The organism is Amycolatopsis sp. NPDC003861 (assembly GCF_053605405.1).
Map to the genome: position 1 here is coordinate 15,516 of NZ_JBSGJD010000060.1, position 25,456 is coordinate 40,971.

Below are 25,456 nucleotides of genomic sequence, written 5' to 3' on the forward strand. Positions count from 1 at the left end.
GAATTACACGGGTGATGTTTCACGTGGAACGGTCCCCGGCGGCGGCCGGCTGAGTGGAGTTGTCCACATCTTCGGACTGTCGGCTCGTCTTCTCCGGTTCATCGGGGACAATCGAACGAGCGCGGTTTCACGTGAAACCGGCGGACGAGGAGTAGGCGGAGTGAGCTTGGAGCAGGCGGCGGCGCGAGTGTTCGGAGAGCACGTCGACCAAGCGGCCGGGTACGTCGAACTCCTGGAGCGGCACGGGGTCGAGCGGGGGCTGATCGGTCCGCGGGAAGTCGAGCGGCTGTGGGAACGGCACGTGCTCAACTCGGCGGTGATCGGCGAGCAGATGCCCGAAGGGGCCCGCGTGGTCGACGTCGGGTCCGGCGCCGGGCTTCCGGGTGTACCGCTGGCGATCGCGCGACCGGACCTCGATATCGTCTTGCTCGAACCGATGGCCCGCCGGGTGGACTGGCTGGCCGAGGTGGCCGAGAAGCTGGAACTCCCGATCACCGTCGTCCGTGGACGTGCGGAGGAGCGGCCTGTGCGTGAGCAGCTCGGTGGCGCCGACATCGTCACCGCTCGCGCGGTCGCCCCGCTCGCTCGTCTCGCGGACTGGTGCCTGCCGCTGGTCCGTCCCGATGGCTTCCTGGTCGCCCTCAAGGGCGCCAGCGCGGCGGACGAGATCGAGCGGGACGGTGCCGCCATCCGCAAGGCCGGCGGGGCCGATCCCCTCATCGTCGAGTGCGGTGCCGCAGTACTAGAGGTCCCCAGCACGGTTGTGAAGATCCGTCGCCTGCCGGCAGCCGCCAAGCCGAAGGCGCGGAGCAGGAAGCGTTAACGGGCCGCGATGTTCCACGTGAAACGTAGCGACTCGACCACCGACCAGACGTCTAGATGGAGGAGGTGTCGAGACCGGTGAATCCCCCGCCGTCCGACTCCACGGAGACCAGCCACGACGTGGGCTGGACGCCGATCGCCGAAGAAGCCGCCCGCGCCGCGCGTCTGCTGCACCCGGAGGAGGGGACCCTTCCCCGCCCCGGCCGCCGTCGCGTGCTGACCGTCGCCAACCAGAAGGGTGGCGTCGGCAAGACCACCAGCACGGTCAACCTGGCCGCCGCGCTCGCGCTCCACGGGCTCAAGACGCTCGTCGTCGACCTCGACCCGCAGGGCAACGCGAGCACCGCGCTCGACGTCGACCACCGGTCCGGGACGCCCTCCATCTACGAGGTGCTCATCGGCGAGGTGACGCTCGCCGAGGCGGCCCAGCCGACCGAGCAGTCCCCCAACCTCTTCTGCGTCCCCGCGACGATCGACCTCGCCGGCGCCGAGATCGAGCTCGTCTCGATGGCGTCCCGCGAGTCCCGGCTCAAGGAGGCGATCTCCTCGGAGATCCTCGACGAGATCGGTGTCGACTACGTCCTCATCGACTGCCCGCCGTCGCTGGGCCTGCTGACGGTCAACGCGATGGTCGCCGCGCAGGAGGTGCTCATCCCGATCCAGTGCGAGTACTACGCGCTGGAAGGGCTCGGGCAGCTGCTGAGCAACATCGAGCTCGTGCAGCAGCACCTCAACCGCGAACTCCGCGTCTCGACGATCCTCCTCACCATGTACGACGGCCGGACCAAGCTGGCCGACCAGGTGACGAACGAGGTGCGGAACCACTTCGGCGACACCGTGCTGAAGACCGTCATCCCCCGCAGCGTGAAGGTGTCCGAGGCACCCGGGTACGGCCAGACCGTGCTCGCCTACGACCCCGGCTCGCGCGGGGCGATGAGCTACGTCGACGCGGCGAAGGAGATCGCCGAGCGCGGCGCACAGATGGAGAAGGGTAGTTCGACATGACCGAGCGTCGAGGAGGGCTGGGGCGCGGCCTCGCCGCCCTGATCCCGACCGGCCCCACCGGCGGTGGCCCGCTCCCCGCGCCCACCGACGGCGCGGCCGCGGACAAGAAGGCGGCCGACGACAAGGGCTGGTTCGCGGCGAACGGCGCGGCCGGCCAGCGTCCGGAGGTCAGCGGCGAGGTCGCCGGCGCGGTCTACCGCGAGATTCCGGTCAGCTCGATCAAGCCGAACCCGAAGCAGCCCCGCCAGGTCTTCGACGAAGACGCGCTCGCCGAACTCGAGCACTCGATCCGCGAGTTCGGGCTCATGCAGCCCATCGTCGTCCGCGAGCTCGGCAACGACGAGTACGAGCTCGTCATGGGCGAGCGCCGGCTGCGTGCTTCGCAGCAGGCGGAGCTCGACGCGATCCCGGCCATCGTCCGGCAGACCGCCGACGAGTCGATGCTGCGCGACGCGCTCCTGGAGAACATCCACCGCGTCCAGCTGAACCCGCTCGAAGAGGCGGCGGCATACCAGCAGCTGCTCGACGAGTTCGCGGTCACGCACGAGGAGCTGGCGAGCCGGATCGGCCGCAGCCGCCCGGTCATCACCAACACCATCCGGCTCCTCAAGCTCCCCCTGCCGGTGCAGCGCCGGGTGGCCGCGGGCGTCCTGTCCGCCGGGCACGCGCGCGCGTTGCTGTCGCTGGAGGACGCCGACAGCCAGGAGGAGCTCGCCGCGCGCATCGTCGCGGAAGGCATGTCGGTCCGGGCGACCGAGGAAGCCGTCACGCTCAAGAAGAGCGAGAAGCCGGCCAAGCCGAAGCCCGCGCCGCGCAAGCCGATCCAGGCGCCGGGGTTGCAGGAACTCGCGAACCGGCTTTCGGACCGCTTCGACACCCGCGTGAAGGTCGACCTCGGCCGCCGCAAGGGCCGGATCACGCTCGAATTCGGGTCGGTCGACGACCTCGAACGGATCGTCGCGATCATCGACGCGAACGGGGCAAATCAGACACCGAAAACCGATTAGGGATCACCCCAGGGTGTTTCGTCACGGTGATGATTGCTCATCGCAGCCGTGACGAACACGCGAAGTGATCACACGAAAAAGGCCGCCACGGAGGTTCCGAGGCGGCCTTTCGCGTGCGAGGGGTCAGCGAGAAATCGCCCGCGCGATCAGATCGGCGAACACCGTGCCGAGCGACTTGCCCGCCGCGTCGATGGCCATCGGAACGGTCGACGTCTCGGTGAGACCCGGCGACGGGTTCACTTCGAGGAAGTGGACCGTGCCGTCCGGGGCGACGATCGCGTCGGTGCGGGAGATGTCGCGGAGGCCGAGCACGCGGTGCGCGGCGACGGCCAACTCGGCCACCGCCTTGGCCGCGGCGTCGTCGAGCCGGGCCGGGGTGAAGAAGTCGGTCAGGCCGGCGGTGTAGCGGGCCGTGTAGTCGTACACGCCGCTCTCCGGGACGATCTCGACCGCGGGCAGGGCCTCGGGCCCGTCCTCGCCCTCGATGACCGTCACGGCCACCTCGACGCCGTCCACGAACCGCTCGGCGAGCACGGTGTCGCCGTAGGCGAAGCAGCCGACCATCGCGGCCGGCAGTTCCGCCGCCTCGCGGACCACCTGCGTGCCGAGCGCCGAGCCGCCCTGGTCCGGCTTGAGGATCAGCGGCAGGCCGAGCGTCTCGACCATCGCGTCGAGCACCGCCTGGGCCCCGAGCTCGCGGAACGTGCTGTGCGGCAGCACGACCCAGCCCGGCGTCACGAACCCGGCGTTCTGCAGTAACGCCTTCGCGGTCGGCTTGTCCCACGCGCGGCGGCAGCCCTGGGAGCCGGTGCCGACGAACGGCACGTCCAGCATCTCCAGCACCGTCTGCACCGAGCCGTTCTCGCCCTCGCCGCCGTGCAGCGCGACGACCACCGCGTCCGGCCGCTGGGTGCGCAGCCGCTCCAGCAGGCCGCCGTCGGTGTCCCACTCCTCGATGCCGAAGCCCTCGGACTTGAGTGCCGCGGACAGCCGCCGCCCGGACCTCAGGGAGACGTCGCGTTCGTGCGAGAGCCCGCCGGCGAGCACGGCAACGGTACGATCGACCACCGTGGAAACTCCTTAGCTAGCCCCGGGTGCGTCGATCAGACGGTGTCCGGGGAGGGCGTCTGCGGCCCCTGGATCTGGCGCGCGCTCACGTTACCGAAGGTGCGGGCGAGGTCCATTTCGGACTCCAGCACGGCCGCCAGCCGCCGAACGCCTTCGCGGATGCGTTCCGGGGTCGGGTAGCAGTAGGACAGCCGCATCTGGCGGCTGCCGAACCCGTCGGCGTAGAAGCCGGTGCCGGACGCGTACGCCACCCGGGCGGTCACCGCGCGCGGCAGCATCGCCTTCGTGTCGACGCCTTCCGGCACCGTCACCCAGACGTAGAACCCGCCGTCCGGCTTGGTCCACGAGCAGCCCGGCGGCAGGTACTGGTCGAGCGCGGAGAGGATCGCGTCCCGCCGCTCGCGGTAGTTCTCGCGGAACTTCTTGATCTGGCCCTTCCAGTCGTGCGTGGCCAGGTAGCGCGACACGATCATCTGGTTGAACGTCGGCGGGCACAGCGTCGCCGACTCCGCGGCCAGCACGAGCTTCTCGCGCACCGCGTGCGGCGCCAGCACCCAGCCGACGCGCAGGCCGGAGGCGAACGTCTTCGAGAACGAGCCGAGGTACACGACGTTGTCGGGGTCGGTCGACCGCAGCGCCGGGTACGTCTGCCCGTCGAAGCCGAGCAACCCGTATGGGTTGTCTTCGACGACCAGGACGCCGTGCTCGCGGCAGATCTCCAGGATCTCCGCGCGGCGCTCGACGGCCAGCGTGACGCCGGCGGGGTTGTGGAAGTTCGGGATCGTGTAGAGGAACTTGACCCGGCGGCCGGCCTTCTTCGTCCGGTCGAGCGCTTCCCGCAGCAGCTCCGGCACCAGGCCGCGATCGTCCATCTCGACGTGCACGACCTGCGCCTGGTAGGCGGCGAACGAGCCCAGCGCGCCGACGTACGACGGGCCCTCGGCGATCACGACGTCACCCGGGTCGCAGAACAGCCGCGTGACCATGTCCAGGCCCATCTGCGAGCCGACGGTCACCACGACGTCGTCCGGGTGCGCCTTGATGCCCTCCAGGGCCATGATTTCGCAGATCTGCTCGCGCAGCACCGGGATGCCGTGCGCCGAGCCGTACTGCAGGGCCACCAGGCCGTCTTCGGCGATGATCTCGGCCACCTGCGCCGACAGCGTGTCGAGCGGGAGCGCGGCGAGGTTGGGCATGCCGCCGGCCAGCGAAACCACCTCGGGCCGGCTGGCCACCGCGAACAGCGCCCGGATCTCGGAGGCGGTCATCCCGGCGGTGCGCGCGGCGTACCGCTCCAGGTGCGGGTCGAGGTTCTGGCGGCCGCTGTGTTTCTGAAGACCACTGTGCGGCTTGCTGGGGCGGTTCTCGGTCATCGACGTTCACCCGGGGCTAGGCGGACACGGTCACTCCCGCGGGAGCTGGTAGATCCCATCGAGTGTAACCGGGCACCCATCAGGACCCCCTGGCCTTTCGGTGCTCGTCACATCGGCCTATCCTCGACCGTGGCTCCCGTGTTCGTGCCGTGGATCGCGCGCGGCCTGACGAGCGGGCCGCCGGTCGGGAGCGCAGGTCAGGGAGGTCGCGGGTGTCACGTCGCGTCGTGGGCGTCACACTGGACAACCTGGAGCACCTGCCGAAGAGCTGCCGCCGGTGCGTGTACTGGGAACTCGCCCCGCACTTGAAGCACCAGGCCGAGGAGTTCGGCGCGACTGAGGTCGAGAAGGAAGCCTGGGTGTCGAGCGTGCTGCTCGAGTGGGGTTCCTGCGGCCGGATCGTCTACAGCGACACGCTGCCGGTCGGGTTCGTGCTGTACGCCCCGCCGAACGCCGTCCCGCGCGCGCTGGCCTTCCCGACGTCGCCGCCGAGCGCCGACGCCGTCCTGCTGACCTCGTTCCAGGTGCTGCCGGAGTTCCGCGGCGGTGGGCTGGGCCGGATGCTCGTCCAGGCGGTCGCCAAGGACCTGACCAAGCGCGGCGTCCGGGCCATCGAGGCGTTCGGCGACGCCCGGCCCGACGAAGCCGACCCGGACGGTGGCCACAGCTGTGTGCTGCCGGCAGCCTTCCTCCAAAGCGTGGGCTTCAAGACGGTCCGCCCGCACCAGAAGTGGCCCCGCCTGCGCCTCGAACTGCGGTCGGCGATCACCTGGAAGGAAGACGTCGAGGCGGCCCTCGAGCGGCTGCTCGGCCAGGTGACGATCACCACCGCCGAGCCGAGCCTCGGCCGCGCCTGAATCCGTCCCCGCAAACGTTTGCGCCTGTGCTTCGGCACGCCCGGAAGGCGTGTGTGCACAACTGTGGAAGAAGTGCCGAGTTATCCACAGAGCGCTGATAGGAGCGGTGGAAAACCTGTGGAGAACTGCCCCGAAACCTGGGGACGCGGCGCGCGCGTCCCCAGGGGTGGTGGGGCAAGTGAAGGAGAGCCGCTAGGGGTTGTGGTCGAGCCCTATTCGGCCTTGGCCAGCTCGTGCGCCAGGACGTCCGCGAACGTGAACGTGCCCGTCGGCTGGTCGCCTTCGCCGAGCAGGTACAGGCGCTTGACGGCGATCAGGATGCCCTCCGCGACGATGTCGCGGAACGCCGGGTCGCCGAGCTTGCGGGCGTCGTCCGGGTTCGTCAGGTAGCCGATCTCGACCCGGACCGCCGGGCAGCGGGTGCGGGTGAAGATGTCCCACGACTTGTAGTGCGTGCGGCAGTCGAGCATGCCGGTGCGGGCCGCGACCTCGCGCTGGATGAAGCCGGCCAGCAGCTCGCCCACCGTGGACGTCGTGCCGTTGCCGTTGCCGAAGTGGAAGCTCGCGACACCCTGCGCGCGCGGCGAGGAGTTCTTGTCGCTGTGCAGCGAAAGGAACAGGTCCGCGCCCGCGTCGTTGGCGAACTTGGCCCGCTCGAGCTCGGTGGGGCTGTGGTTCGGGCCGCGGGAGATCAGCGCCTCCATGCCGGTGGCCTTCATCCGGCCTTCGAGCCGCCGGGCGAGGTCCCACGCGATGTCGGCCTCGCGCAGGCCGCCGGCGACCACACCGAGGTCGTCGCCGCCGTGGCCCGGGTCGATCACGATGCGCTTGCCGCGCAGTCGCGGACCGGCTTGGCGCACCTGCTCCTGCTCGCGCAGGAACACGGGGCGCCCGCCCCGGGCCCGCGGCGAGGACAGGCGGTGCAGCTCGCGGATGGTGGCCGGGCCGCACATGCCGTCCGGCGTCAGGCGCATGTCGCGCTGGAACGTCTTGAGCGCGCGCTCGGTGGCGGGGCCGAAGTAGCCGTCGGGGCGGCCGGCGTCGAAGCCCAGCTCGGTGAGCCGCTCCTGCAGCGTGAAGACGTCATCGCCGTGCACCGGGGAGGCGATCATGTACGACAGCGGGCGGCTGCCCAGGTGGTAGCTGGCGCCCTTGAGCGCCTGGAACGTCGCCGGACCCACGATGCCGTCGGTCATCAGCCCACGGCGCTGCTGGAAGGTACGGACGGCGTGCTCGACGGCGACGTCGAACGTGTCGTAGACGTCGGTACCGGTGACCGGCGGGAGCAGGTCCATCCCGGCCAGGATGGACCTGATCTCGGCGACGTCCGGACCGGCGTCACCGCGGCGGAGTACCCGCATGCACTCCTCGCTCTTCCTAAGGCACCGATTCGGGGGCTCGGTGCGTGGCAGGACTTTCGGAAAACTCTCGCTGGGACGAGCCCAGGTCCTCTATTGTGCCTTGCCAACTCTGGGTGACAGCGTAGGCCCGGTAGGTACGTCAAGAACCCGTTAGTGGAGTACCCGCGGTGGCCGTTGTCACGCTCGACTCAATTCCTCTGTGGCAGATACCCCCGAACGCGACAAACCCGGGACCCGCGGGGGATTCCCGCAGGCCCCGGGTTCGCCGGGCTTGTTCGGTTCAGAGGACGTCGGCGAGGTCCGACAGCAGCGCGGCCTTCGGCTTCGCGCCCACGATCTGCTTCACCGGCTTGCCGCCCTGGAACAGGATCAGCGTCGGGATGGACATCACCTGGTAGTCACGCGGAGTGTTCGGGTTCTCGTCGATGTCGATCTTGGCGATGGTCAGCTTCTCGCCGTTTTCGGCCGCGATCTCCTCGAGCACCGGGGCGACCATCTTGCACGGGCCGCACCAGGTGGCCCAGAAGTCGACCAGCACGGGCTTTTCACTGGTCAGGACCTCGTCGACGAACGTCGCGTCGGTCACCTTGACGGTGTTGGCCATGGGTTTCTCCTTCAGGGATGGTTGGAAGCCGGTAAGTCAGTTGGTGCCCGCGCCGTAGCCGCCGCCGACGAGCTCGGCCGCCTCGTGCGCGTCCGATTCGCCGTGCTCCGCGAGCCATCGTTCCGCGTCGATCGCCGCGCTGCACCCGGAGCCGGCGGCGGTGATCGCCTGCCGGTACGTGCGGTCCACCAGGTCGCCGGCCGCGAAGACGCCGTCGAGGTTGGTGAAGGACGTCTTGCCCTTCGTGACGACGTAGCCGTCCTCGTCCAGGTCGACCTGGCCCTTCACCAGCTGGCTGCGGGGGTCGTGCCCGATGGCGACGAAGAAGCCGGTCACGTCCAGCGTCGACTCGGAGCCGTCCTTGGTGTCCTTGAGCTGCAGGCCCTCGACCTTGCCGTCGCCGACCACGCCGGTGATCTGCGAGTTCAGCTGCCACTTGATCTTCTCGTTCGCGCGGGCGCGCTCGAGCATGATCTTGGACGCGCGGAACTCGTCGCGCCGGTGCACGATCGTGACGGACTTCGCGAACTTCGTCAGGAAGGTCGCCTCCTCCATCGCCGAGTCGCCACCGCCGGCGACCACGATGTCGTGGTCGCGGAAGAAGAAGCCGTCACAGGTCGCACAGGCCGACACACCGCGGCCGAGCAGCTCCTGCTCGCCGGGCACGTTCAGGTACCGCGCCGCGGCACCCATGGCGAGGATGACCGCGCGGGCGGCGTAGCGCTTGCCGTTCGCGGTGACGTACTTGACGTCCCCGGTCAGCTCCAGCGACTCGACGTCCTCCGCGCGCAGCTCGGCGCCGAAGCGCTCGGCCTGCTTGCGCATCTCCTCCATCAGGTCCGGACCCATGATGCCGTCGCGGAACCCGGGGAAGTTCTCGACCTCGGTCGTCGTCATCAGCGCGCCGCCGAACTGCGTGCCCTCGAACACCAGCGGTTCAAGCTGGGCCCGCGCCGCGTACACGGCAGCGGTGTATCCGGCAGGACCCGACCCGACGACGATCAGGTTCCTGATTTCCTCGGCAGCCACCCGTTGACCTCCGCTCGTAGTGACCTGTACCAGGCTCAACACGATCGTAGGTGGCCATGTTCCCAACGGTGACAGCCGCTACTTCTCCCCGACGACCTTGTCGAACAGGACGGCCGGATTTCCCGGCCCGCAGTCGGCGCCGAAGGCCACCAGGCGGAACTGCGCGAGCTTGCCGGTGGTCAGGATGATCATCACCCCGGCCTTGCCGCCGACGTTCACCGGGCGGATGCCCTCGGGACGCACCTTCGGGTCCAGGCCCGCGGCCGCGATGCAGGCGTCCAGGCGGTCCTCGTTCTGCAGCGGGCCGAAGTCGCGGACGCCGATCGCCTTGCCGACCAGGGCCTGCGCACCGGCGCCGTCACTGCCCACCGAGGGGCCCGTCGGAGCCGCGACGTTCGGGGTGCCCGTCTGCTGCGGGGTGTTCGGGATCGCGATGGTCACGGCGACGATCGCCGCCGCGGCCGCGGTCAGGACGCCGGCGGCCCAGCCGAGCCGCTTGTTCCGGCGCCGCCGGGCCGCCGCGAGGTCCACCACCGGGGCGTTCCCGGACCCGGCCTGCTGCGGTGCCGCCTGCGCGGCGGGAAAGGCGGCGGCTGCTTCGGCGGCCAAGGCCGCGTCCAGCCGGGCCGCGAACTCCGCGGGCATCGCCGGGGCCGGCGCGTCGGCGAGGGAGGCCAGATCGGCCTGCGTCGCGTCGAGGGCGTCCAGGATCGCCCGGGCTTCGGGATCGGCGTTGACCAGCGGCCACAGCTCCGCCGCCTGAGTGTCGTCCAGGACACCGGCGTGGAGGTCGGCGAGCACGTCGACAGACCAGGGCGGACCGATGGTCCCCCCGATCCCCCGGCTTTCGTCCGTCATCGTCCCTCCCCGCTACCCGGCTGACGCCCGGCCCGTTTGCTTTCGTGAGTTGGGACGTTCGCAATCGCATCGGGGTTCCGCAGGTGCCCGAGAACCTTCGCGAGTTTCCCGCGGCCCCGCGCGCACCGGCTCTTCACGGTGCCTTCGGCGATGCCGAGCATCTTCGCCGTCTCGGCGACGGAGTAGCCCTCGACGTCGACCAACACGATCGGGGCACGTTGCTCTTCGGGCAGCTGGTCGAGGGCCTCGCGCACGAGGAGGCTGGTTTCCCGCTCGGCCATCGAGTCGCGGGGCGTGGCCGGCTCGTTGAAGCCCGTCTCCGGCAGGGGCACGGTCGGGCGCGCCTGGCGGCGGCGGATCCGGTCGAGGCAGGCGTTCACCACGATCCGGTGCAGCCAGGTCGTGACCTGCGACTCCGCTCTGAAGTTCCCGGCCGCGCGGAACGCCGAGATGAACGCGTCCTGCAACGCGTCGGCGGCCTCTTCCGGGTCGCGGACCGTGCGCAGGGCCACCGCCCACATGCGGTCGCGATGTCGCTGGACGAGTTCGCTGAACGCATGGGGGTCCCCCGCGGCGTGAGCCGCTATCAGATCCGCATCCGTGGGAGCTGCAGCTGTCACCCGGGAGAGCCTACTGACCCGGTCGGGTACGTCACCCCGCAGGCAGGAAGGACAGGTCACCGATCTGGGTGAGGAACTCGCCGTCGTCGCCACCCAGCGCGGTGATCCAGACGATGAAGTACTTGCCCTGGACCGGCTGCGCGAGCGGGACCGTCGTGTCGCCGTCCTTCAGGTCGCCGTTGCCGACCACCTTCGTGTCGGCCAGGTCGGGGTTCTTTTCGGTCGCCGAGCGGATCTCGACCTTGGTGCCCGGCGTGCCGGCGCTGACTTTCACCTGGCTGAGGTTGATCTCGTCGGCGAACGTGACGACCAGCCCGACCCCGGGCTTGATGACCGGGAACTGCTGCTTGTACTGCTCGGTCTTCCAGACCGTGCCGGGGTTGCCGTCGATCGCGTTCTTCGCCCGGCCGGTGTTGTCGCCCTTGCCTTCCGGGTTGTAGACGGCGACGGCCTGCGGCTTCACCGGGTCGCCCACCTTCGGCGCCGGCGGCGGGGCGGGCGCGGACGACGACGCGGGTGGCTGGCTCGCGCCCTGGCTCGACGCCGGCGGCTGGGCGACGTTGATCGTCGGCCCGCTCGCCTTGGAGTCGCCCTGGAAGACGTTGATCAGCATCAGCCCGCCCCAGGCGAGGATGACGACGGTCGCGACCACCAGCACGGTGACGCCCAGGGCGAGCTTGCGCCGCCGGGCGACGTCCTTGACCGGCTTCTTCGTGGTCCAGACGGTGCCTTCGCTCTCGGCCGGGTCACCGCCGACCGCCTTGATCAGCTGGGTCCGCTCCTCTTCCTCGGCCACCTGGTCGAGGACGCGCAGGATGGCCGCGCTGGTGCGGATGCCGCCGTTGCCGCCGTCCTCGATCGTGCGGACGGCCAGCGACGAGAGGTCGGCCGGGACGGTCGGCACCAGCTGGCGCGGCGGGACGATCCGGCCCTGCGGCGTCATCGGGGCCGGCGGGATCGCGGGCGGGCCGCCGGGCAGCGCCCAGCGGCCGGTCAGCAGCAGGTAGAGGACCGCGCCGAGCGCCTTGACGTCGTCGCGCAGGGTCGCCTCCGGCAGCGGGCCGGGGAACGCGAGCTTGAGCGCGCCGTTCGGCGTCAGCCGCAGCCGCTGGGGGTGGTCGAGGCCGAGGACGAGCCCGTTCTGGTGCGCCTGCTCGACGGCTTCGGCCAGCGCCTGCACCATCCGCGCGGCCGCGGCGGGCGCCACCGGGCGCTGCGCCACGAGGTCGACCAGGTCACTGCCCTTGGTCCACTCCGCGACGACGACGCCGAGCAGGCCTTCGCTCGAGGTGATGCCGCTGCCGAGGGCGAGCACGTCCAGCACGCGGGCGACGCCGCCGTGGCCGAACTTCGACGCGTGCGTCGCGCGTTCGAGCGTCCGCCGGGCCAGCCGGGCGGCTTCGGGATCCGCCGGGTCACCGACCAGCAGGGTCAGCGCGACGTCCCGCTTCAGCTGCCCGTCCCGGGCGCGCCACAGGTGCGCGTCGCCCCGCTCGTCCACGCCGAACTGCGCGAGGAGGCGGTAGCGGCCGTCGCCGACCACACGCCCGGGGGCCAGCGATCCGACCTGGGCCTTGCCCACGTGGTTCGCACCCCCCGCCTGTTCGCTCCGCCTCGTGTCCACCCGCACTCTCCCGCTAGCTCCCCGCTCCAAGGTTACCCAGAATACGACGCGGGAGTCGTCGCCTTCCGTACCGCAATCGTTACCCGCGCTTGATCAACCGGGTGAACCTCGAAGTGGCCGGTTTCAGCTCCTCGACCTTCAGGACCATCAGCACGCCGAACGAGACGACGATGCCGACGATGCTCTGCAGGAACAACTTCACCCACGCGCCCAGTTTCGGGCCGAACGCGTCCGGCACGATCTGGCCGGCCACCCAGGCGGCCCCGACGCCGAGAGCGCTCGCCACGACCGTGAAGAGAATCACGCCGATCACCCGCTTGCTGCGCAAGTTGCCCAGCGTCACCCACAGCCAAACCTGGCCGAGGATCGCGCCGACCACGAACGTCAGCGCGTTGACCATCATCACGCCGAGCACGACGTTGTCCGGCGACAGGAGCACCGGGCACAGGTACAGCAGCGGCACCTTGACCAGCGTCATCACGATCATGATCAGCGTCGGCGTGCGGGCGTCCTTCATCGCGTAGAACACGCGCATCTGGAGCATCACCAGCGCGTACGGCAGCAGCGCGAACGCCGAGATCGCGAGCGCGTCGCCGAGCCGCTCGGCGGTGTCGATCGTGCCCTTGCCGAAGGTGAACAGCGCGATGCCGATCGAGCCGCCGACCACGGTCATCACCGCGGAGATCGGCACGAGCATCACCGTCGACATCCGGGACGCGTAGGAGAGGTCGCCGATCAGCTTCTTGTGGTCGCCGTCGGCGGCCGCCCGGCTCATCCGCGGCATGATCGCCGTCAGCAGCGAGACGCCGATGACGCCGTACGGCAGTTGGAAGAGCAACCAGGCGTTGCTGTACGCGGTCACCCCGCCGGGGGCGCCGCTGGTCAGCACGCGCGTGTTGATCGTGTAGCCGATCTGGCTGACGGCGACGTAGCCGAGGATCCAGAGCGCGAGGCCGCCGAACTCCTTCATCTGCTTGTCGATGCCCCAGCGCCACTTGAACCGGAAACCGGACCGCAGCAGCGGCGGGACCAGCAGCACGGCCTGGGCGACGATGCCGCCGGTGACGCCGATGCCCAGCGTCAGCACCTTCGGATCGGTGATCGACACGTTCGCGGTGTCGATGTCGCCCGGCATGATCCAGACGACCAGGATCGTGAAGATGACGACCAGGTTGTTGATCACCGGCGCCCAGGCGGTCGGCCCGAAGATCTGCTTGGCGTTGAGCACGGCCGAGAGCAGCGCGAAGACGCCGTAGAAGAAGATCTCGGGCAGCAGCAGGTAGGCGAACGCCGTGGTGAGGTCCGCGCTCGCCTTGCCGGACGAGTCGACGTAGAGACTCGTGAACGCCGGCGCCGCGATCACCGCGACCACCGTGCCGACCAGCAGCAGCGAGAACGCCACCGTGATGAGCCGCTGGGTGTAGGCCGTGCCGCCGTCGGGATCGTCCTGTGAACGCACCAGCAGCGGCACCACCACGCTGGCGAGCACGCCACCCATCAGCAGCTCGAAGATGATGTTCGGCATCGTGTTGGCGACGTTGAACGAGTCGTTCGCGATGCCCTGCCCGATCGCGGCGACCAGCAGCAGCTTCCACAGGAAGCCGGTGATCCGGCTGATCAGCGACGCGATGGCCATCCGCCCGGACGCCTTCGCCAGCGACGGCGCCTTGGCCGGCGCATCCGGCGCTTCCCCGTCCGGCCGGGGCTTGACCAGCGGCCCCTTGAGCGCCGGCATGACCTGGGTGGCCAGCGCGTCGTACGGCCGCATGACGTCGGGGTCGGCGACCGGCCAGCGCGAGTTCATCGGCACCCCGGCGGTGCGCGGGATGAACCGCGTCGCCTCCGGATCCGGCGGGCGCTGGACCTGCGTGGCCTCCTCCTGCCACGGCCGCACGGGCGTCGGACGCCGCGAGCCGCGACCGCGCGGCGGGACCGGAGTGCCCGGCGGCGGAGTACCCGGCCCGAGCGCCGGACTGCCCGGCGGCGGGGTCATGGGCGGGTTCGGCTGCGGGAGCCGCCCTTGGTGGCCACCTTGCGGCGGGCCCTGCTGCGGGCCGCCCTGCGGCGCGGCCGGGGCACCGCTCGACGGGCCTGGCTGCGAGTTGCCGGGCGAGATGACCGGCTGGGCGCCGCTCAAGGGCTGGCCGGGCGGCGGAACCTGAGGGCCGCTTTGGGGTGGCTGGCCTTGGGGCGGCGCGGCCGGGTGGGCACCGCTTGGCGGCGGGCCGGGCTGCGGGTTGCCGGGTGAGATGACCGGCTGGGCGCCGCTCAAGGGCTGCCCGGGCGGCGGAACCTGGGGGCCGCTTTGGGGTGGCTGGCCGGGCGGCGGAACCTGCCCGCTTTGGGGCGGCTGGCCTTGCGACGGCGCGGCCGGGTGAGCGGCGTTTTGCGGCGGGCCGTGCTGCGGGTTGCCGGGTGAGATGACCGGTTGGGCGCCGCTCAGCGGCTGGCCGGGCGGCGGAACCTGCGGCCCGCCTTGCGGCGGCAGGCCCGGCGGTGGAGCAACCGGCTGGGCACCGCTCTGCGGGCTGCCCTGCGGCACGCCACTCGGCGGCACCGGCTGGACCCGCGTCGGCGCCGGACCGCCACCACGCGGCGGCTGGCCACCTCGCGGCGGAACCCGGCGCTGGTCCTCGCGGAGGGCCCGGTCGTCGTGCGGGCCGCGGTCGTCCCGGGGCCAGTCTTCGCGCGGCCGTTCGCCACGGGGGCCGCCCTCGCGGGCCGGGAACTCGTCCGGCGCCGGACGGTCCCGCCGCGGGCCACGCTGCTCGTCCGGCCCGGGCCGGTCACCGCGCGGGCCGCGGTTGTCATGGGGCGGACGGTCACCGCGGGGCGGCAGATCGTCCGGCACGGCTCGGGGGCCGCGAGCCGACGGCTCATCCGGGATCGGCCGGTCGCCACGAGGGCCACGGGGCGGCGGGTCGTCCGTGAGGGCTCGGTCGCCGCGGGGACCGCGGGGTGGCGGGTCGTCCGTGAGGGCTCGGTCGCCGCGGGGACCGCGGGGTGGCGGGTCGTCCGAGAGGGCTCGGTCACCGCGCGCCTGGCGGTCGCCTCGAGGCGGCAGGTCGTCCGGGATGGCCCGGCCGCGGTCGCCTCGAGGTGGCGGGTCGTCCGAAGCTGGACGGCCGCCGCGGGGTGGCATGTCGTCCCGGGCGGGCCGGTCCCCTCTCGGCGTGCGGGCGCGGCGGTCTTCGCGGGCGGGCCGGTCTTCGCGGCCCCGGCGGTCGTCGCGGGGTGGCTGGCCGTCGCGGGGGCGGCGGGCCGGGGCGTCGTCGCGGACCGGGCGCTGGTCGCGGACCGTGGCGTCCTCGGGCGCCGGCATCTGGCGGGTGTGGCCGTTGCGGGGTGGCTGGCGGCGGCCGCGCTCCGGTGGCGGGGGCGGCGGCTGCTGCTGACGGCGGACCGGCTGCGAGCCCCGCGGCGGCCCGTCGCCCCGTTGCGGGGGCGGGGGGCCTTCGCGCCGAGGACGACCCGCACGCTCGGGTGGTAAGCCCGGCTCTCTCTCCAACGCGTGCCCAATCCTCGGTGCTCTACTCCAGCCCGCGGCCCGGTGCCGCGCACGTGCGGACCAAGGGTAATCGCGAACCGCCCGGAACACTCAAAGGCCGAGCGATCAGGCCACGACGTCGCGGCCCGCGCGGGCGTCCTTCACCCTCCGGTAGATGCGCCGGGAAGCGAGCAGAAGCAGGGCCACACCTGCGGCTACGGTCGCGATGATGGTGATCGCGCCGTACTCGGTGGACGTCAGTTCGAACCGCGCGGATGACCCGAGCGGGGTACCGGTCGGCGTGCTCAACGACACATCGACGCTGAACCGGCCGGCCCGCAGCGCCTCCACCGGCAGGAAGTAGTTCTTGCCACCGCTCGCCGGGAAGAACCAGTCCTTCGCGTCCTCCGGGCGCAGGCCCGTGTTGTTGTCGAGGGTGAACCGGGCGTTGATCCCGACCGGCAGGTCGTTGCTCACGTACACCGGCAGCGGCGAGTTGCCGGACGCCAGCGCGATGGTCTGCTTCGGCTGCGAGACGGTCACCCGCCCGCTGATCGCGGCCAGCTCGGCCTGGGCGTTCGTGGTCGCCGCGTCCGCCGGCAAGCCTCGCCACGCCGTGGACGCGCCGCGCAGCTCGGCCAGCCGGATCGGCTCGACGACGTCGTCGGGTTTCACCCGTTTGGTCGGGTCGAGCTGCATCGCGGACGCCAGCCCGGTGGCCTTGACGTCGAGCCCGGCCAACGTCGAGACGACGCCGGCGTCGACGCCCGCGGCCGGGTCCGTCCCGCTGTCGCCGACCGCGCCGGCGGCCGACGGCTCGGCGGCGAGCAGCGCCGGCAGACCCGTCGAGGTGACCACGCCCGCGCTCAGGAAGTCGCTGACCTGCTGCAAATAAGTGGTGAACTCCTCGGGCGAGGCGTCCCAGCGCCGCGGCGGCGCGACCAGCAGGTGGTCCGGCCGCTGCCCGCCGGTCTGGCCCAGCCCGGCGCGGAAGGCGAGGGCGCCGAGGCCGTTCTGGCTCGCGACCGCCCGCTCGGTCGTCGCCGGCACGGTGACCGAGCCGGGCACGGTCGGGACGCCCGTCATCGCGGCGGAGATCAGCGAGTCGGTCGGCTGCAGGCGGACGGTGCTGCCCTGCACGGTGACGCCGCCGCCGGCCGCGGCGGGCGGGAGCTTGCCCGCGTCGGTGAGCACGGTCCGGACGCCGGCCTCGGTCAGCGCGGTGAGCACCGACGCGCTGGGCGTGCCGTCCGGCCAGAGCACGCCGGCCTGCGGGGTGACGTCGGTCAGCTCCTGGATGGTCGCCGCGCCGGTGGCCGCCCGGGTGACCAGGCTGGTGTCGCCGGGCCGGATGCGGGTGAGCGCGTCGAGGTCGGTGTCGGCGAACGGCAGCGCCACCACACAGCGGCTGCCGACCAGCGCGCGGAGCTCGGTCAACCACGTCTTCGCGGCCTCGACGCCCTTGCCGTCGACGTTGCCCGTGTCCGTGTGGACGAGGTAGCCGCGGGTCATCGCGTCGACCGTGGCCAGCAGGTCCGGGTCGAGCGCGAAGCACATCGACTTGGCGAGGTTCGAGTTGGTCCGCACGGCCGACGCCGCCGACGTGACCAGCGCGTTCAGCCGGCCGTCCCCGCTGATCTCGCCGGCCAGCCGGTCGTCGGCCAGCACCAGCGGGCTGCCGTACGGCGCCGCGTAGACGTGCGGGATGTTGCCGGTCAGCGGCCAGAGCAGGGTCATGCTCGGCGCGCCGCCGCGGCTGGTGGCCTGCTTGCCCGGCCCGGTCAGCACCGGCATCAGCATGCTGACCGCGCCCAGCCGCGCGGGCCCGCCGAACTCCGGCGTGCCGTTGACGTTGACCAGCAGCGGGTAGACGCCGGGGCGGGCGAACCGCTCCGCCCGCGCCCCGGTCAGCGGCACGGTGATGTTCAGCGGCGCGCTCTGGCCCGGCTCCAGCACGTCGGCGACCGACGTGAACTCGGTCAGCGGGGTGTCCTTGACGACGGCGCCGGACAGCACGTCGCCGACCCCGCGCTCGGTCGTCGCCCGGTCCCCGACCTGCAGCCGCACCTGCGGCTTGGCGACCCGGCGGTCGCCGGTGTTGGTCACCGTGCCGGTGACGGTCAGCGTCGTCGTCGAAGTCGTGATCACCCGCGGGCTCAGCCCGGCCAGGTCGATGCGCAGGCGCGCGCCCTCCTGCGCCTGGGCGACCGTGGCGCCGGCCAGGGCGGGGACGGCCAGGAAGAGGACGGACAGGAAGGTTGCGGCGAACCGCTTCACTCGGGGGCTCCCTCAGGGGCGTGCTCGTCTCGTCCGTGGACGTCCGGGCGCGCGAAAAGTTCCTTGTACATCTGGCTGGCCTTCCGGACGAGCTTGCGCTCGTCGGAGTAGGCGAGTTTGGTCTCCAGCTCGGCCAGCGGGACCCAGGCCACCTCGGTGACCTCGACGTCCTCGTCGGACAGCTCACCGCCGAGCGCTTCGAGCAGGAAGTGGTGCACGGTCTTGTGGATGCGCCGCTTCTCGGCCACGAACCAGTAGTCGATGGTGCCCAGTGGCCGCAGGACGCGCGCGGAGATGCCGGTTTCCTCCTTCACCTCGCGCACGGCCGTCTCTTCCACCGTCTCCCCGTCCTCGATGTGGCCCTTGGGCAGCGACCACAGCAGTCTGCCGTGCCGGTCGAGCCGGCCGATCAGCACCGCCTGTTCGCGGTCGGCGTCCACCACGAGACCACCGGCCGACGTCTCGTCGACCGTGGTCAGCCGCCTGCCGCGCTGACGCCTGCGCCGCCTGCGCGGCTTCGAGGCGCCGGGGCGGCCGGCTGATCCAGACATGCTGCGATGCTAGAGCAAACGGTCTCCCCGGTAGGCTGGCTCTCCGTGTCCGTGTCCGGCGGTGCCTGCAGCTATCGCACCTGGAACGTAGTGGGATTTTCGTGAACGACGTGGTCGACGAGCAGGTGGTGGGGCTGATGGAGGTCTCGCCACTGGCGGAGGAGCTGGCGGAAAGGTTCGCCAGGGCGGGGCACCGCCTGTACCTCGTGGGCGGCAGCGTCCGCGACGCGCTGCTCGGCCGCAGTTCCGGTGACCTCGACTTCACCACCGACGCGCGGCCGGACCGGGTGCTGAAGATCGTCAGCGGCTGGGGCGACGCGGTCTGGGACGTCGGGATCGCCTTCGGCACGGTCGGCGTGACGAAGAAGGGCATGCAGCTCGAGATCACGACGTTCCGCGCCGACAGCTACGACCGCGTCGGCCGCAACCCCGAGGTCACCTTCGGCGACAGCATCGAGGGCGACCTGCTGCGCCGCGACTTCACGGTCAACGCGATGGCCGTCGAGCTGGCGTCCAAGACGTTCATCGACCCGCACGACGGGCTCGGTGCCCTGCGCGAGCGGGTCCTGGACACCCCGGCGACGCCGCAGGAGTCGTTCGCCGACGATCCGCTGCGGATGCTGCGCGCCGCCCGCTTCGCCGCCCAGCTGGACTTCACCGCCGCGCCGCGGGTGGTCGACGCGATGACGTCGATGGCGGAGGAGATCGACCGGATCACCGCCGAGCGGGTGCAGGCCGAGCTGTCGAAGCTGCTGCTGGCGGCCGACCCGCGGCCCGGCCTGGAGCTGCTGGTCGACACCGGGCTGGCCGACCGGGTGCTGCCCGAGGTGCCCGGGATGCGGCTGGCGATCGACGAGCACCACCAGCACAAGGACGTCTACCAGCACTCGCTGACCGTGCTCGCCCAGGCGATCGACCTGGAGAAGACGCACGAGCCGACGTCGGAGCCGGATCTCATCCTGCGGCTCGCGGCGCTGCTGCACGACGTCGGCAAGCCGGCGACCCGGGAGTTCCAGCCCGGCGGCGGCGTGAGCTTCCACCACCACGAGGTGGTCGGCGCGCGGATGGCCCGCAAGCGCTTGCGGGCGCTGAAGTTCTCGAAGGAGATCGTCGACGACGTCTCCCAGCTCGTGTTCCTCCACCTGCGGTTCCACGGTTACGGCAAGGGCGAGTGGACGGACTCGGCGGTCCGCCGGTACGTCACCGACGCCGGCCACCTGCTGACCCGGCTGCACAAGCTGGTCCGCGCCGACTGCACCACCCGCAACCGCCGGAAGGCGGCCGCGCTGCAGGCGACCTACGACGACCTCGAAGCCCGGATCGCCGCGCTCAAGGCCAAGGAGGACCTCGACCGGGTCCGGCCGGACCTCAACGGCGAACAGATCATGGAGCTGCTCGGCCTCAAGCCGGGGCCGGACGTCGGGAAGGCGTGGAAGTTCCTCAAGGAGCTCCGGCTGGACCGCGGCCCGCTCGATCACGACGAGGCGGTCGCCGAGCTGAAGAAGTGGGCCGCGGAAAACGGCGTCGGGGACGCGTGAGCCGTGGCGGGCGGGGGCAGCTTCCTGGTGGCGCTGCTGAGGCGCGGCGCCCCCGCGATCGCCACCGCCACGAGTGAGCTGCCCGCCGAGATCGCCGACCCGGCGCCGATGCACGCGCTGCGGCGCATCTCGCGGATGTCCGGCCCGATCGACCCGGCCGAGCGGGACGGCCTGCTGCTGCGGGCCACCCGGTACGTCGTGCTCATCCCGCTGGCGTACCGGCTGCTCGCGGTGCCGGGCCAGTTCGGCGTCTACGTCCTCCAGCGCGGCACGGCCGGGCTGCTGCCGGTCGGGGTCTTCACGCTCCTGTCGGTGGCGCTGAACGTCACCGGCCTGCGCTGGATGTTCCGCTCGGCGCCCTTCAGCGGCCGCAACGCCGGGAAGCTGCTGGCCGTCGACCTGGCCTTCACCGTGCTCTCGCCGCTGCTCATCGCGCTGACCGTGCCCACCTCGGCGTACTTCGACGCGCTCGCGGTCACCAGCGTCCACCTCTACGGCGAGATCGGCCTGCTCACGCTCGCGCTCGGCCTCCCGAGCGGCGTGGTGTTCGGCCTGCTGAGCTTTCCGCTCCGGATGCTGGCGAACCGGCTGAACACCGGCGGGTTCCTGGCCGGGGCCGCCTTCTCGACGTACTCCGTGCTGCTCGCCGAGCTCTTCCTCGCCACCGCCGCGCTGGTGCTGACCGGTCTCGGCACGCGCCTGGCCCTGGCCTACGGCACCCGCAATGGGCGGCTCGCCGAGCGTGCCCAGCAGCACCGGAGGCTGCACGACACGGTGTTGCAGACCCTGGAAGCGATGGCCTTGTCCAGCCCGGGCGACCCCGCCGAGCGGCTGGTCGAGATCCAGCGGCTGGCGCGGGCGCAGGCGATGGAGATCCGGCACACGATCGAGTCGGCGGCGTCCGAGCGGGCCGAGGCCGGCGCGCGGCCGCTGGGCGAGAAGCTCGCCGCGCTCGCCGCCGAGATGGCCCGCGACGGCCTGCGCGCCCAGCTCGTGGTGGCCGAACTGGACGACGACACGCTGTCGGAGGTCCGCCAGATCGCCATCCGCGACGCCGTCCGCGAGGCGATGCGGAACACGATGAAGCACTCCGGCACCGACCGGGTGGTGGTCCGCGTCGAGGAGCGCGACGGCGGCATCGCGGTGATCACCCGCGACCACGGGAGCGGCTTCAGCGCGGCCGACCACCCGGCCGGGTTCGGCATCAGCGAGTCGATCACCGCGCGGCTGGCCGAAGTCGGCGGGACGTCGCTGGTCGAGTCGGGACTCGCCGGAGGCGGCACGCGAGTGACGTTGTGGGTCCCGTTCTGATATCTCCTGACCATGACCTCGATCGAGCTGCTCGCCGACGCTCTCGCCGCCCACCGCTCCGGCGACCGCGACCAGGCCGCCGAACTGGCCGCCCAGGCCGGGCGGGAAGGCTCCACGCTGGCGGACGAACTGCGGACCTACCTGGCCGGTGACGGCTCGGCGCCGGTGTACGACCAGCCCAGCGCCTTCACGGCGTTCATCCGCGGCGGCGGCAACGTCGAGCTGTACCGCGCGCTGAGCGCCGAGCTGGCCGCCCGGTACGACAGCGCGAAACCGGAATCACTGCTCGACCTGGGCTGCGGCGACGGCCTCGCCGTGGTGCCCGCGCTGGAGCAGGCCTCGCACCTCCCGCCGCGGATCGACCTGGTCGAGCCGTCGGCCGCGCTCCTCGAAGGCGTCCACGAACGGGTGCCCTCGGCCCAGTGCTGGCAGTCGACCGCGCAGGACTTCCTGGCCCGCGACGACCTCGGCTGGGACTTCGTCCAGTCGACGTTCGCGCTGCAGTCCATCGAGCCGGAGCAGCGCGCCGAGGTGCTGCGGGCATTGCAGCCGCGCACCGGCACGCTGGTGCTGGCCGAGTTCGACGTCCCCGAGTTCGAGGAAGGCTCGCCGGAGCACCTCCGGTCGCTGGTCGAGCGCTACGAGCGGGGTGTCGCCGAGTACGGCGAAGACGCCACGCTGGTCGCCCAGGGCTTCCTGCTGCCGGTGCTGCTCGGGATCGTCTCCGGGCAGCAGAGGACGAACTGGGAGCACCCGGCCGCGGGCTGGGCCGAGCAGCTGACGACGGCGGGCTTCACCGAGGTCGACGTCACTCCTCTCGCCGACTACTGGTGGTCGCCCGCCGTCCTGATCACTGCCTGCTGAGCGAGCCCGTTTCGACGTGCTGGGCGAGCGGCCGCGGCAGCAGGTAGGCGACCGCTCCGCCCGGCATCCCGCCCCACGGCGCCGTCACGCCGGTCAGCACGCGGATCGCGCGCTGCACCCGGTAGAGCCGCTTCTCGCGTTCTCGTTCGAACGCCAGCGCCGTCTCGACGAACCGCGAGCCGTCGGCGTGCACCAGGTTGCCGGTCTCGGTGCCGTACCGGACGACCGTGGTACCCGGCGGCAGCGTGAGCAGGCGCTTGCCGCGGTAGAAGTTCAACGGCGGTTCGCCGCGCATCGGCAGGATCGGCCAGTCGGCGGGCTGGTCGGACTCCTCCGCCGGCCGCGGCGGCAGCATCAGCAGCACGCCGAGCAGGAACCGGGCGGCGTCGCCGAGCGAGCCGAACGCCACCGGCTCGTCGGACGGCGGCCGCGAGACCTCCCAGCCGTTCTCCGCGCGGCGCAGCGTCCAGACGCCTTCGGCCGGGATCTCGTTCGCGCCGATCCGGTAGGCCGCGGCGGGCACGCCGTGCTCGGCGAGCCGCTGCTGGAGCAGCTCCAGGGTCTCCGCGCCCTTCAGGTTCCGGACCGGCTCGCCACGGGCCACGCGGGTCAGCGCACGCTCGTCCGGCAGGTCGGCGGCCGTCTGCGGCGGCCGCGGCCGGCCGAGGACCTCCGCCTCGGCCGTCGCACGGACGAGCTCCCCGACGAACGGCGGCCGAAATCCCACTGCGCGCACGTGCTCGACCAGTTCCGGCTCCGGCGGCACGCCGTACTTGCGCAGGTAGTGCGGCACGGCGGCGGGCCAGATCCAGGTGCCGTCGGTGTGGAACGCGTTCGGCACGTCCGGCTTCGCCCCGGGGCCGCCGAAGATGTCCGGCAGCGGCGTCGGCCGGTGCAGGGCGACCGGCGCCCGGAACAGGTAGTCGAGCAGGCCGCGGACCTGGTCCGGCGGCACCGGCGGCCGGTTGACCACCGGGCGCTCGCCCTCGACGTGCGAGTCGGTGACCCGCGCCTGCCGGAACGCGACGTCCAGTGGCAGTCCCGCCTTCGCCGTCAGCCACGACGGCAGGTGCTTCGGCGTCCGTGGGTAGGTCTCCAGCTCCAGTTCGTAGGCGGCGGTCGACGGACGGCCGCCGTCGTTGGGCGGCACCCGCCAGTCCGGCTCGCGGTCGGCGTCGAAGTCGAAGTCGAACTGCGACTGCGCGTCGAGGGTGAAGGTGCCCTGGAACCAGGTGCCCGCCTCGGCCTGGAACATCGCCGCCCGCAGCCGCGCGAAGAGCCCGCCGAGCCGGGGCACCGCGGGCAGCGAGACCGACACCGGGCCGTCCTCGTCGCCGACCGCGCGGACCTCGATCTCGGCGTAGTCCCCGACCTGCCGGAACTGCGCGCCGACGCGCGCCCAGCCGCCGGGCACGGTGTGCAGCAGCGTCCGGCCGATGGCGCGCAGCAGCGCGTTCTGGTCGCCGGTGCCCGGCTGCGGACGGGCCTCCGGCGTCTCGGTGAAGTCCAGCCGCGTCTGCCACAGCGCGGTGACCTGCTTGGCCGGCACGGTGACCGAGAAGTCGGTCAGGCCCAGCTGGGCCGCCCGCGCGGCGTCGTCACGCACCCAGCGCAGGGTCAGTTCCGGCCGGTCGCCCGGCGCGACCTCGAAGACCTCGCCGTCGTACTCGGCGAAGGTCCGCAGCGTGAACGTCGACGGCACCTCGCTCGCCGGGACGACCTTCGCCGGACGGCCCTCGAACTCCTTGTCGAAGCCCTCCGGCGCCTCTTCCTCCGGCAAGACGGACAGCAGCACGGTGCCGTCCGTGGTCGACCGCTGTGCGCGGTAGGTCCCCTCGCCCCACGTCGCATACAGGCCGTCCGGGCGTTCGGCCACCTCAACCCGGTAACGCACGTTTGTCCTCCCCGTCCCCAGTAGCCCCAAGCAACCTAGTCGACCGGGTACCGAGCGAACCACCGGTCGTCGGCCGGCGCATCCGGGCCGAACTCGGTGAGCGCGTCGTCCGCCAGGCCGACGATGACTTCGCGGAGTTCCAGCCTTTCGAGCCAGCTTTTCCGCAGGGCTTCCTCGCCGTACATCGCGCCGACGAGGTTGCCGCAGACCGAACCGGTCGAGTCGCTGTCGCCGCTGTGGTTGACCGCCGCGAGCAACGCCGAGTCGGCGTCCGAGGTCACCAGCGCGACGTACACCGACATCGACAACGCCGTCTCGCCGACGTTGCCCTGCCCGAGCCGTTCGAGCTTCTCCGGCGTCGGCGGGCCCTCCATCGCCAAGGCCGCGTCGAGCGCCGCGCTCTGCTCCTCGTGCCCCGGGTGCTTCACGAGTTCCGCGCGCGCGGTCGCGACCGCGTCGAGCAGCGGCTTTCCGTGCAGGAGCCCGTGCATGAGCACCGCAAAGCACCCGGACGACAAATACCCGCTCGGGTGACCGTGGGTCAGCGCCGCGCTTTCCGCGCCGAGCCGGAACACTTCGGCGAGGTCGTCCGACCACAGCGCGATCGGCGCCGCACGCATCACGCCGCCGCAGCCCTTCGAGTTGTTGACCGGCCGGTCGATGGTGCCCCGGACGCCCGAGCGGCCGTACGCCTCCAGCTCGCCGAAGCAGGTGAGCCCCGGTGCGCGCCGGCTGAACAGCTCCTGGTGGGTGATCAGCCAGCCGTCGGCCGCCTCGACCGCCGACTGCGGCCCGCGAGCGCGGTCCCACGTGACGCCCTGGGTGTGCAGCCAACGCTGGTACGCCATCTGCAGCGAGTGGACGACGTCCGCGGACCCGGTCTTCCGCTGCTGGGCGTGGGCCCGGATCAGCGCTTCGAGCGTGAAGAGCGTCATCTGCGTGTCGTCGGTGATCCGGCCGACGCCGCCGTACGCCGGGATGAAGTCGGTGATGCCGTCCGGCCCGGCGATCTCGCGGATCCGGTCGATCGAGTCGAACTCCGTCTTCGCGCCCAGCGCGTCGCCGATCGCCCCGGCCAGCAGGCTGCCTCGCAGTCGCGATCGCAAGTCCGGTCCCTTCGGTTCCGGGGTGAACCGGCCGCTCGGGTACCGGCGCTCCCAGCGTGCGTGCTCGGCGGTCTCGGTCCGGAGGCCGTTGCGGTTGAAGTACCAGAAGACGTCACTGGCCACGTCTTCGAGCAGGCCGAGGTCGGGCAGCGACGCCACCCACGGCAGGCGGGGCACGCCGACGCGGGCGCCGACCAGCG

Annotated in this window: 21 protein-coding genes; 8 read left to right on the forward strand and 13 right to left on the reverse strand. The window is 71.8% G+C overall.

What is annotated here, in order from left to right; all coding sequences use genetic code 11:
* The first annotated feature begins 160 nt into the window (after positions 1-160).
* The 3 genes from rsmG to ACWEVN_RS17365 all read left to right on the forward strand — a co-directional run bounded on the left by rsmG (position 161) and on the right by ACWEVN_RS17365 (position 2,834).
* Entirely contained in the window at positions 161-823 is a 663-nt protein-coding gene (gene rsmG / locus ACWEVN_RS17355) for a 16S rRNA (guanine(527)-N(7))-methyltransferase RsmG (protein WP_452051907.1), read from the forward strand.
* Between the two features lie 77 nt (positions 824-900).
* Complete coding sequence (locus ACWEVN_RS17360) at positions 901-1,827, forward strand: ParA family protein (protein ID WP_396136865.1); 927 nt, start codon at positions 901-903, stop codon at positions 1,825-1,827.
* A complete protein-coding gene (locus tag ACWEVN_RS17365; protein WP_449683018.1) occupies positions 1,824-2,834 on the forward strand; it encodes a ParB/RepB/Spo0J family partition protein in 1,011 nt (336 codons plus the stop codon). Before ACWEVN_RS17360 ends, ACWEVN_RS17365 begins: the two co-directional genes overlap by 4 nt.
* Positions 2,835-2,957: 123 nt before the next feature.
* Here ACWEVN_RS17365 and ACWEVN_RS17370 read toward each other — a convergent pair whose 3' ends face one another.
* Positions 2,958-3,902 carry a D-alanine--D-alanine ligase family protein gene (locus ACWEVN_RS17370; RefSeq protein WP_452051908.1) on the reverse strand — a complete coding sequence of 315 codons (945 nt, stop codon included), beginning with the start codon at positions 3,900-3,902 and terminating at the stop codon, positions 2,958-2,960.
* Positions 3,903-3,937: 35 nt separating this feature from the next.
* The gene (locus tag ACWEVN_RS17375) at positions 3,938-5,275 is read right to left on the reverse strand and encodes an aminotransferase-like domain-containing protein (RefSeq protein WP_452051909.1); all 1,338 of its coding nucleotides are present in this window, start codon (positions 5,273-5,275) and stop codon (positions 3,938-3,940) included.
* 212 nt (positions 5,276-5,487) lie between these two features.
* Between ACWEVN_RS17375 and ACWEVN_RS17380 the strand changes: the two genes are divergently transcribed.
* Positions 5,488-6,132: a GNAT family N-acetyltransferase gene (locus ACWEVN_RS17380; RefSeq protein WP_081655853.1), complete on the forward strand. Its 645-nt coding sequence runs from the start codon at positions 5,488-5,490 to the stop codon at positions 6,130-6,132.
* Between the two features lie 212 nt (positions 6,133-6,344).
* Here the strand turns inward: ACWEVN_RS17380 and ACWEVN_RS17385 are convergent, their stop codons facing one another.
* The 7 genes from ACWEVN_RS17385 to murJ form a co-directional block, all read right to left on the reverse strand.
* Positions 6,345-7,493, reverse strand: a complete 1,149-nt coding sequence (locus tag ACWEVN_RS17385) for an N-acetylmuramoyl-L-alanine amidase (protein WP_449683015.1) — start codon at positions 7,491-7,493, stop codon at positions 6,345-6,347.
* A gap of 280 nt (positions 7,494-7,773) precedes the next feature.
* Complete coding sequence (gene trxA, locus ACWEVN_RS17390; protein WP_003082899.1) at positions 7,774-8,097, reverse strand: thioredoxin; 324 nt, start codon at positions 8,095-8,097, stop codon at positions 7,774-7,776.
* A gap of 36 nt (positions 8,098-8,133) precedes the next feature.
* Positions 8,134-9,126, reverse strand: coding sequence for a thioredoxin-disulfide reductase (gene trxB / locus ACWEVN_RS17395; protein WP_449683014.1), 993 nt, complete (start codon positions 9,124-9,126; stop codon positions 8,134-8,136).
* Between the two features lie 78 nt (positions 9,127-9,204).
* The gene (locus ACWEVN_RS17400) at positions 9,205-9,984 is read right to left on the reverse strand and encodes a hypothetical protein (protein ID WP_452051910.1); all 780 of its coding nucleotides are present in this window, start codon (positions 9,982-9,984) and stop codon (positions 9,205-9,207) included.
* On the reverse strand, positions 9,981-10,604 hold the full coding sequence (sigM, locus tag ACWEVN_RS17405; RefSeq protein WP_086841008.1) for an RNA polymerase sigma factor SigM: 624 nt from the start codon (positions 10,602-10,604) through the stop codon (positions 9,981-9,983). The genes ACWEVN_RS17400 and sigM overlap by 4 nt, the downstream gene beginning before the upstream one ends.
* Positions 10,605-10,635: 31 nt before the next feature.
* Entirely contained in the window at positions 10,636-12,228 is a 1,593-nt protein-coding gene (locus ACWEVN_RS17410; protein WP_452051911.1) for a protein kinase family protein, read from the reverse strand.
* 79 nt (positions 12,229-12,307) lie between these two features.
* Complete coding sequence (gene murJ / locus ACWEVN_RS17415) at positions 12,308-14,122, reverse strand: murein biosynthesis integral membrane protein MurJ (protein WP_452051912.1); 1,815 nt, start codon at positions 14,120-14,122, stop codon at positions 12,308-12,310.
* 534 nt (positions 14,123-14,656) lie between these two features.
* On the opposite strand from murJ, the gene ACWEVN_RS17420 reads away from it, so the two are divergent.
* On the forward strand, positions 14,657-15,718 hold the full coding sequence (locus tag ACWEVN_RS17420; protein WP_452051913.1) for a hypothetical protein: 1,062 nt from the start codon (positions 14,657-14,659) through the stop codon (positions 15,716-15,718).
* 123 nt (positions 15,719-15,841) lie between these two features.
* Here the strand turns inward: ACWEVN_RS17420 and ACWEVN_RS17425 are convergent, their stop codons facing one another.
* Together ACWEVN_RS17425 and ACWEVN_RS17430 are read right to left on the reverse strand one after the other, a co-directional pair.
* Entirely contained in the window at positions 15,842-17,992 is a 2,151-nt protein-coding gene (locus ACWEVN_RS17425; RefSeq protein WP_449683008.1) for a DUF6049 family protein, read from the reverse strand.
* Positions 17,989-18,543, reverse strand: coding sequence for an NUDIX hydrolase (locus ACWEVN_RS17430; RefSeq protein WP_310968361.1), 555 nt, complete (start codon positions 18,541-18,543; stop codon positions 17,989-17,991). The genes ACWEVN_RS17425 and ACWEVN_RS17430 overlap by 4 nt, the downstream gene beginning before the upstream one ends.
* 101 nt (positions 18,544-18,644) lie before the next feature.
* Between ACWEVN_RS17430 and ACWEVN_RS17435 the strand changes: the two genes are divergently transcribed.
* From ACWEVN_RS17435 to ACWEVN_RS17445, 3 genes are read left to right on the forward strand one after another with little or no spacing between them, the layout of a single operon-like run.
* Positions 18,645-20,081, forward strand: a complete 1,437-nt coding sequence (locus ACWEVN_RS17435; protein ID WP_452051914.1) for a CCA tRNA nucleotidyltransferase — start codon at positions 18,645-18,647, stop codon at positions 20,079-20,081.
* A 3-nt stretch (positions 20,082-20,084) separates the two neighbouring features.
* Positions 20,085-21,392: a sensor histidine kinase gene (locus tag ACWEVN_RS17440; RefSeq protein ID WP_449683006.1), complete on the forward strand. Its 1,308-nt coding sequence runs from the start codon at positions 20,085-20,087 to the stop codon at positions 21,390-21,392.
* Positions 21,393-21,404: 12 nt separating this feature from the next.
* The gene (locus ACWEVN_RS17445) at positions 21,405-22,256 is read left to right on the forward strand and encodes a class I SAM-dependent methyltransferase (RefSeq protein WP_449683005.1); all 852 of its coding nucleotides are present in this window, start codon (positions 21,405-21,407) and stop codon (positions 22,254-22,256) included.
* Here ACWEVN_RS17445 and ACWEVN_RS17450 read toward each other — a convergent pair.
* Positions 22,243-24,150, reverse strand: coding sequence for a glycohydrolase toxin TNT-related protein (locus ACWEVN_RS17450; RefSeq protein WP_452051915.1), 1,908 nt, complete (start codon positions 24,148-24,150; stop codon positions 22,243-22,245). The two genes, ACWEVN_RS17445 and ACWEVN_RS17450, sit on opposite strands and share 14 nt — an antisense overlap.
* A gap of 35 nt (positions 24,151-24,185) precedes the next feature.
* Complete coding sequence (locus ACWEVN_RS17455; protein ID WP_452051916.1) at positions 24,186-25,454, reverse strand: ADP-ribosylglycohydrolase family protein; 1,269 nt, start codon at positions 25,452-25,454, stop codon at positions 24,186-24,188.
* Positions 25,455-25,456: the final 2 nt, after the last annotated feature.

Excerpts from the sequence above, each read along its gene's own strand:
- ACWEVN_RS17430 (WP_310968361.1), bottom strand. The coding sequence starts at position 18,543 with ATGTCTGGATCAGCCGGCCGCCCCGGCGCCTCGAAGCCGCGCAGGCGG.
- ACWEVN_RS17375 (WP_452051909.1), bottom strand. The coding sequence starts at position 5,275 with ATGACCGAGAACCGCCCCAGCAAGCCGCACAGTGGTCTTCAGAAACAC.
- ACWEVN_RS17385 (WP_449683015.1), bottom strand. The coding sequence starts at position 7,493 with ATGCGGGTACTCCGCCGCGGTGACGCCGGTCCGGACGTCGCCGAGATC.
- ACWEVN_RS17445 (WP_449683005.1), top strand. The coding sequence starts at position 21,405 with ATGACCTCGATCGAGCTGCTCGCCGACGCTCTCGCCGCCCACCGCTCC.
- trxA (WP_003082899.1), bottom strand. The coding sequence starts at position 8,097 with ATGGCCAACACCGTCAAGGTGACCGACGCGACGTTCGTCGACGAGGTC.
- ACWEVN_RS17400 (WP_452051910.1), bottom strand. The coding sequence starts at position 9,984 with ATGACGGACGAAAGCCGGGGGATCGGGGGGACCATCGGTCCGCCCTGG.
- ACWEVN_RS17365 (WP_449683018.1), top strand. The coding sequence starts at position 1,824 with ATGACCGAGCGTCGAGGAGGGCTGGGGCGCGGCCTCGCCGCCCTGATC.